Origin of the sequence: Gordonia aquimaris, assembly GCF_026262595.1 — a bacterium.
GTDB lineage: Bacteria > Actinomycetota > Actinomycetes > Mycobacteriales > Mycobacteriaceae > Gordonia > Gordonia tangerina.
The window spans coordinates 1-6,920 of record NZ_JAPKFM010000051.1 but is presented as its reverse complement, the minus strand read 5'-3'; the positions used below and the strand labels follow the sequence as shown (position 1 = coordinate 6,920).

The window sequence follows — 6,920 nt, the reverse complement described above, 5'->3', positions numbered from 1 at the left end:
AGGGTGGTGTGGTTGGCCGCCTGGCGGAGGGTTGTCTGGCGGAGGGTGGTGTGGCTGGTTGTTCGGCGGAGGGCGGCCTGGCTGGTGGTCCGGCGGAGGGTGGCTGGTGGGCTCGGCGCGCCATTGGCTGGGCGACTGCCCGAACCGTTTGCGAAACCAGCGACTGAAGTTGCCGGGCGAGGCGAAGCCGAGTGATTCGCTGATGTCGATCATCGATTGCCGGCGGCCGGCGACCATGTGCTGGGCCAACTCCGCGCGGGTGTCATCGAGAACCGCGGAGAACGAGGTGCCGTCGTCGTCGAGCCGACGGTGGACCGTCCGCCGGTCGACGCCGAGGCTGCGGGCCACCTGCTCGACCGAGCACCGTCCGGTGGGCAGCAGTAGTTCGACGAGTTCGCGTACCCGATGCTCGGTGGTCGGCGCGCCGGGAGTGTCGATATCGCCGAGCAGCTCTTGGGTGTATTGGCGCAGCGTCGGGTCCGCCATTGCATTTGCGGTGTCGAGATCCTTTGTGTAGAGCGATATCCCATCGAAGTCGGCGTCGAAGCGGACCTGAGGGCCGAACAACGAGTGGCACACCCGCGGGTCACGCGGCGGCGGGTGCGTGAAGGAGACGCTCAACGGACGCCACCCCGGCGAGATGAACCCTTGGATCAACAGATGCAGCACGCCCACAGCGAGATCGCTGGACTGCCGGAAATCACCGGGGTAACCCAGGTCCAGCGCGACGCGCACGGTCGCGATGCCCGATTGCTCGGTCAGCCGGATGCGCAACGCCTCGTTGTACATGTGTTGATGACGGATCAGTAGCAGCAGCGCGCTGCGCACGTCGGGCTCTTCGCGCAGCACCAGACTCAACGGTCCCAGATGCGACAACCTTCGGAACTGCGCCAAGGCGAGACCGAGATCGTCGCGGTCGGCTGCGGCTGCGGCACGTTCAAGCACCTCGACGGCCGCCTCGGCCGGGATCCACCGATCCTGCAGGCCGATGCTGGCCGGATCCAGGCCGACGTCACGCATGAGGCGTGCGGGGTCGAGCCCCAGCGAGTGCCCCAGCTCGACGAAGTTGTTGAGCGCCGCGTAGCGCGCCAGAGGTTTCACACCCCGAGTATGTCCCCAAATGAACAGTGGTGAGTCCCGTACGGAAAAGAAATGCGTCTCGCCAGTCCATAACGTGGTCTGCATCACAAACCGAATCGGCGCGGCAGGTCATCACATGCTCGCCGCCGCGCCGGGGACAGAGAAGGGGCCACCATGGCGAAGGCAGTTCGATTCCACGAGACCGGCGGGCCGGAGGTCCTGCGATGGGAAGCGGTCGACGTACCCGAACCGGGAGCCGGGGAGGTCCGCATTCGGCACGAGGCGGTGGGACTCAACTTCGCCGACACCTACTTCCGCACCGGACTCTATCCGTCGCCCCTACCCGCGGGGATGGGTGTGGAGGCGGCCGGCACCGTCGAGACCGTCGGGCCGGGTGTCGAGGACTTCGCGCCCGGCGATCGCGTCACCTACACGGGCAGCCCCCTCGGCGCCTACAGCACCGAACGGGTGATGCCCGCAGAGCATCTGATCGCCCTGCCCGACGAGATCGGTTTCGACACCGCGGCGGCGATGACGATGCGCGGGTTGACCACCGCATACCTGCTGCGCCGCATCTGGCCTGTCGCGGCCGGCGACACCGTGTTGCTGCAGGCTGCTGCCGGCGGGGTCGGCCTCATCTTCACTCAGTGGGCTCGTCTGCTGGGTATCCGCGTCATCGGCACAGTGTCGACCAAGGCCAAGGCCGAGGTCGCCCATGCGCACGGCTGTGACGAGGTGATCATCTACACCGAAGAGAATGTGGCACAACGTGTCCGCGAACTCACCGACGGTGTGGGTGTACGAGTGGCCTACGACAGTATCGGTGCCCGCACCTACGCATCGTCACTCGCATCGGTCGCGCGGCGCGGTCTGCTGGTGTGCTTCGGCACCGCATCCGGTCCGGTGCCGCCGATCGATGCCATGCAACTGGCGCTCGCCGGGTCGGTGTACGTCACCAGGCCGGCGCTCGCCGACTTCATCGCAGACCCGGCCGAACGCCGAGAACTGGCTGCCGAGCTGTTCGGACACGTGGCCGCCGGGCGGATCTCCATCGAGATCAACCAACGCTATGAGCTCTCCGACGCCGTTGCCGCACATCGTGACCTGGAATCCGGGCGCAGTGTCGGCTCGTCGGTGTTCTCGGTCTGATCACACGACACTCACGAAAGGAAATCCGATGACCACCGCAACTCGAACGAGACCGACGTCCAGCACTTTTCAGGTCGAACAGCTGACCTGTTCGATCGGAGCGGAGATCACGGGGTGCGACCTCGGCGAGGTCGCCTCCGATGCCGACCTGTTCGCCGAACTGCGCGCGCTGTTGGTGCATCACAAGGTGTTGTTCTTCCGCGACCAAAACATCACGCGGGCCCAGCATGTCGCCCTCGCGCAACGATTCGGACCGCTCGAGGATCATCCTGTGGTCGGCAGTGACCCCGACCATCCCGGTCTGGTCCGCATCTACAAGGACCTCGTCAGCCCGCCCGAACACTACGAAAACGCCTACCACTGCGACGCGACCTGGCGGGAGAACCCGCCGTTCGGCTGCGTGCTGCGCTGCGTCGAGGCGCCGCCAGTCGGTGGCGACACCATCTGGGTGAACATGGTCGAGGCCTATCGCCGGCTACCGGCGACGGTGAAGGATAAGATCGCGAATCTGCGTGCGCGCCACAGCATCGAGGCGAGCTTTGGCGCGCGGATGTCGGCCGAGCAGCGCGCGGCGCTGCACGCGAGGTACCCCGATGCCGAACACCCGGTGGTCCGAACCCATCCGGACACCGGCGACGAGATCCTCTTCGTGAACTCGTTCGCCACCCATCTGGTCAACTACCACACCGCCGACAACATCCGATTCGGCATCGACTATGCGCCCGGAGCCGCCAACCTGTTGCAGTACCTGATTAGCCAGGCATCCATCCCCGAGTACCAGGTGCGGTGGCGCTGGACGCCGAACAGCATCGCCATCTGGGACAACCGCAGCACCCAACACTATGCCGTCCAGGACTACTGGCCGGCCGTCCGAAAGATGGAGCGCGCCGGGATCATCGGCGATCGTCCCTTCTGACCCCGGACACACGTCACCACCGGCCCACCCATCCACGCCGACAACACAGTTGATTCACCATCAGTGAAGGAGCACGACCATGCATTTCCACGACGACGCACTGTTCCCGGAGAACCAGGACAAGCTGGTCATCACCGCAGCGCCCTACGGTCCGGAATGGGAACCCGACGACTTCCGTGATGACCTGCCTCTGACGATGGAAGAGCACATCCAGCAGGCCGTCGACTGCTACGAGGCCGGCGCCAGCGTGCTGCACATCCATGTCCGTGAACTCGACGGTAAGGGCAGCAAGCGGTTGTCGAAGTTCAACGAACTGCTTTCCGGACTGCGCGAGGCGGTGCCGGAGATGATCCTGCAGGTCGGTGGCTCCATCTCGTTCGCCCCCGAAGGTGAAGGCGCAGATGCCAAGTGGCTGTCCGACGACACCCGGCACATGCTGGCCGAGTTGGATCCGGCACCGGACCAGGTGACGATCGCCATCAACACCAGCCAGATGAACATCATGGAGTTGATGACCGCCGACGACATCGGCGGCACCTCGCTGGCACGTCCGGAGCTGGCGTCGACCTACCGGGAGATGACGGTCCCCGCCGGACCGGCCTGGGTAGAGGAGCATCTGCGACGCCTGCAGACCGCGGGAATCCAGCCGCACTTCCAGCTGTCGAGCATCCCGCAGCTGGAGACGGTGGAGCGGCTGATCCGCCGCGGCGTCTACACCGGCCCCCTCAACCTCACCTGGGTCGGCATCGGCGGCGGCTTCGACGGCCCCAATCCGTACAACATCATGAACTTCATCCAGCGCGTCCCGGACGGCGCCTGCCTGACGCTGGAGACGCTGATGCGGTCGGTACTGCCGGTCAACGCGATGGCGATCGCGATGGGCCTGCACACCCGATGTGGCAACGAAGACACCATCTGGGGCAGGGTCGGTGAGAAGATGACGTCGGTACAACAGATTGAACAGTTGGTCCGGATCGCCGGTGAACTGGGGCGTGAGGTGGCCGGCGGCAAGGAAGCCCGTGAGATCTACCGGATCGGCGAACAGTATCGCGACGCCGACGAGACACTGGCGAAGCTGGGCTATGCGCCCAACCGGCGCCCCGGGCAGGTCGGCTTCACCCACCACGGATTCCAGACCCAGGGCTGACGGGGCCCGTTACACCCTCACCCGTCAGACCATCCTCATCGGTGACCGGACCGGCCGGCTTCGGCGCGGTCCGGTCACCGAGCAGACGTCGCTCACCTCGGAGTGATCGACGTGCGCCGCCGCATCTTGCGCCCTCACATCTTTCACCCGCACCGCCAGGAGCCTCCCATGGGCACTCCCCTCTCGTCGATCCCACCGGCCGACGACACCTCGCTGACCACCCACCCCGCCTCGCCGCGGACCACCAGACGCCGCCTCTACCCGTGGCTCGTGTTCGCGCTCACCTTCGCTCTGCTGATCTCCGACTACATGTCCCGGCAGGTCCTCAGCGCCGTCTTCCCGTTCCTGAAGGCCGAGTGGTCGCTGGCCGACTCGGAACTCGCCTCACTGACCAGCATCGTCGCCCTGATGGTGGGGTTGCTGACCCTGCCGCTGTCGTTGATCGCCGACCGCTGGGGCCGGGTGCGCAGCCTCGTCGTCATGGCGGTGCTGTGGTCGATCGCGACGCTCTTGTGCGCCATCGCAAGCAACTACGAACAGATGCTGGCCGCGCGTTTCCTCGTCGGCGTCGGCGAAGCCGCATACGGCAGCGTCGGAATCGCGCTGGTACTCAGCGTGTTCGCGCCTCGGGTACACGCAACGCTCAGCGGGGCGTTCATGGCCGGCGGCTCGTTCGGGTCGGTGCTCGGTGTCGCGCTCGGCGGCGTGATCGCGGTGCATCTGGGGTGGCGCTGGTCGTTCGCCGCGATGGCGGTGTTCGGGCTCATCCTGGTCGCGCTGTTCCGGCTGATCGTCACCGAGCGCAAAGTCGCCGAGAACTCGGTGGACGACGTTGCGCCACGTGGCGTGGTGAGCAGCGCCGCGCCGTCGGGTCCCCGGCGCGCGCCGGTGTCGAGCTTGTTCACCAACCCGGCGGTTCTCTGTGCGTATGCCGGCGGCGGTCTGCAGATGTTCACTGCCGCCGTGCTGTTGTCGTGGACACCGAGTTTCTTCAACCGGTTCTACGGTCTGGCCCCGGACAAGGCCGGCATCGCGGCGGCCGGGATCGTGTTGCTCGTGGGTAGTGGCATGGTGGTGTGTGGGTTCATCACCGATCGTGTCGGGCGTGTCGACATCCGGCGTAAGTGGTTGAGCGCGATCGCGTTCTGCGTCATCTCACTGGTGTGCTTGACCGTCGGTTTCGGTCTGGCTGCCGGTGCGTCGCAGGTGGCGTTGATCTGTCTCGGCGGATTCTTCGCCGCGGGATCATCCGGCCCGACGGCGGCGATGGTGGCCAATCTGACGCATGCCTCGATGCGTGCCTCGGCGATGGGGTCGCTGACAGTGGCCAACAATCTGCTGGGTCTGGCGCTGGGGCCGTTCGTCGTCGGCATCCTTGCCGATTGGGTGGGATTGCGTACAGCCCTGCAACTCTCGCCGCTGGTCTATGTCGCTGCGATCGTGGCGTTGGCTGCGGGGTATCGGCTGCATCCGCTCGGTGTGCGCAAGCTGGCAGCATTGCAGGCTCGGCCGGCCGGAGGTGTCCGATGAACCGGGGCGAACCGACGGTAGTGATCGTCCCAGGTTTACGCGATCACGTCGCCGATCATTGGCAGACGCATCTGGCCGCAGCGCTCGACTCAGTCATCGTACCGCCGCTCGAGCGGGACAAACTCAGCCGGCAGGCGAGGGTCGCCGCCCTCGACGAGGTGCTGCATCGCGTGCGTGGGCCGGTGGTGCTGGTGGCGCACAGCGCCGGAGTCATCACCACGGTGCACTGGGCGCAGCACCCGACGCGGGAGATCGCGGGCGCGCTGCTGGTGACGCCCGCGGACCTGGAGCTACCACTTCCCGCAGGGTATCCGAGCACTGCGGACCTCGATGACGGCGGCTGGAACCCGATCCCGCGCCGACGGCTGCCGTTCCCGTCCACGGTTGCGGCGAGTCGAACCGACGCACTGGGCGGTTTTCGACGCATCACCGGTATGGCGGAGGTGTGGGGCAGTCGCGTCGTCGACCTAGGCGATGTCGGACACCTCAATCCGGCCGCCGGTTACGGCCCGTGGCCGCGGGGATTGCAGCTGACCTACGAACTGCTCGCGACGGTGTCTGAGCAGAGGTCGGCGTGATTGCCGCGGAGGACGACGACAGGTCATTGGTGGACCGTCTGAAGTCCGATGGGTCCTGGAACGAGCTGTGGACCGGGCTCGACGAACTCGACCCTATCTGGACCGAGGACTACCTCACCGCGGTCCTCGAGCCCTACCAGAGTGGCGTGCTCCCGCCACAGGTCGTGCAGCTGCTGTGCATCGCGGTCGACGCCGCGTGCACGCATCTGTACGAACCCGGATTGCGGCGACACATTCGCGCCGCTCTGGACTGCGGGGTGACACAGCGTGAGATTCTGGAGGTTCTCAAGATGACGACCTCGGTGGGGATTCACTCGATCAACGTGGGTCTACCGATCTTGTTGGAAGAGAGCGAATCTCATTGAGTTGGCGGCGGTCCATGACGCGGCCCGTCGCCGCGCTGCTCGTCCTGTGTCTCGGCGGCTTCGGCTTCCTTTCGTCGTTGGCGGTTGCGTTCGCGTTCTTGCTGTCGGCGGGCGTGTTTGGCTGCCACCCGAGGTGTGGAGCGGGTGGGTGGTGT

Annotated in this window: 7 protein-coding genes; 6 read left to right on the top strand and 1 reads right to left on the bottom strand. The window is 66.1% G+C overall.

All coding sequences use genetic code 11. The annotated features are described in order from the left end of the window. The coding region (locus OSB52_RS24360; protein ID WP_266063907.1) for an AraC family transcriptional regulator at positions 1 to 1,101 on the bottom strand (1,101 nt) is incomplete at its 3' end. Between the two features lie 153 nt (positions 1,102 to 1,254). On the opposite strand from OSB52_RS24360, the gene OSB52_RS24355 reads away from it, so the two are divergent. From OSB52_RS24355 to OSB52_RS24330, 6 genes are all read left to right on the top strand, one after another. Next, on the top strand, positions 1,255 to 2,229 hold the full coding sequence (locus OSB52_RS24355) for a quinone oxidoreductase family protein (protein ID WP_266063905.1): 975 nt from the start codon (positions 1,255 to 1,257) through the stop codon (positions 2,227 to 2,229). 28 nt (positions 2,230 to 2,257) lie between these two features. Beyond that, positions 2,258 to 3,145 carry a TauD/TfdA dioxygenase family protein gene (locus OSB52_RS24350; protein ID WP_266063902.1) on the top strand — a complete coding sequence of 296 codons (888 nt, stop codon included), beginning with the start codon at positions 2,258 to 2,260 and terminating at the stop codon, positions 3,143 to 3,145. Between the two features lie 79 nt (positions 3,146 to 3,224). Next, entirely contained in the window at positions 3,225 to 4,292 is a 1,068-nt protein-coding gene (locus tag OSB52_RS24345; protein ID WP_266063900.1) for a beta-keto acid cleavage family enzyme, read from the top strand. Positions 4,293 to 4,460: 168 nt separating this feature from the next. After that, positions 4,461 to 5,822, top strand: coding sequence for an MFS transporter (locus OSB52_RS24340; RefSeq protein WP_266063899.1), 1,362 nt, complete (start codon positions 4,461 to 4,463; stop codon positions 5,820 to 5,822). Continuing rightward, positions 5,819 to 6,400: an RBBP9/YdeN family alpha/beta hydrolase gene (locus tag OSB52_RS24335; RefSeq protein WP_266063897.1), complete on the top strand. Its 582-nt coding sequence runs from the start codon at positions 5,819 to 5,821 to the stop codon at positions 6,398 to 6,400. Before OSB52_RS24340 ends, OSB52_RS24335 begins: the two co-directional genes overlap by 4 nt. After that, on the top strand, positions 6,397 to 6,765 hold the full coding sequence (locus OSB52_RS24330; RefSeq protein WP_235721423.1) for a carboxymuconolactone decarboxylase family protein: 369 nt from the start codon (positions 6,397 to 6,399) through the stop codon (positions 6,763 to 6,765). The genes OSB52_RS24335 and OSB52_RS24330 overlap by 4 nt, the downstream gene beginning before the upstream one ends. The last annotated feature ends 155 nt before the right edge of the window (positions 6,766 to 6,920 follow it).

What these genes read in the sequence shown, in the direction of transcription:
- OSB52_RS24355 (WP_266063905.1), top strand. Translation starts at nt 1,255, where the DNA reads ATGGCGAAGGCAGTTCGATTCCACGAGACCGGCGGGCCGGAGGTCCTG.
- OSB52_RS24350 (WP_266063902.1), top strand. Translation starts at nt 2,258, where the DNA reads ATGACCACCGCAACTCGAACGAGACCGACGTCCAGCACTTTTCAGGTC.
- OSB52_RS24345 (WP_266063900.1), top strand. Translation starts at nt 3,225, where the DNA reads ATGCATTTCCACGACGACGCACTGTTCCCGGAGAACCAGGACAAGCTG.
- OSB52_RS24340 (WP_266063899.1), top strand. Translation starts at nt 4,461, where the DNA reads ATGGGCACTCCCCTCTCGTCGATCCCACCGGCCGACGACACCTCGCTG.
- OSB52_RS24335 (WP_266063897.1), top strand. Translation starts at nt 5,819, where the DNA reads ATGAACCGGGGCGAACCGACGGTAGTGATCGTCCCAGGTTTACGCGAT.